This window comes from Citrobacter sp. wls710 (assembly GCF_005281115.1).
In the GTDB taxonomy this organism is placed as follows: Bacteria; Pseudomonadota; Gammaproteobacteria; order Enterobacterales; family Enterobacteriaceae; genus Citrobacter; species Citrobacter werkmanii.
Window position 1 is genome coordinate 1 of the sequence record NZ_SZXD01000016.1, and the last position, 251, is coordinate 251.

1 protein-coding gene is annotated in these 251 nt (G+C 53.4%); it reads right to left on the minus strand.

Annotated features, from left to right (window positions below):
* A partial coding sequence (locus FDX14_RS06085) for a nucleoside transporter C-terminal domain-containing protein (RefSeq protein WP_286364577.1) occupies window positions 1–251 on the minus strand: 251 nt, incomplete at both ends.

Genomic DNA, 251 nt, shown 5'->3' on the forward strand with positions numbered 1-251 from the left:
TGACCAAAACCAAACCAACCACCAATTCCGCCGATAATGCCGTTAATCAGCGCGATAATGGCAACAAATGCCATTACTACCGTCGCCACGCCTGCGGCAATTTTCAGCCCGGTCATCGCCCCGCTCGCCGCTGCTTCGATGATGCTTTTCGGCGGCGTTTCGGTAAATGAAAGGTTCTCAAAGGTGACGCGTGATTCTTCAGTTGCCGGACTCAGCATACGCGCGAACAAAATACCGCCAGGGATTGCCAT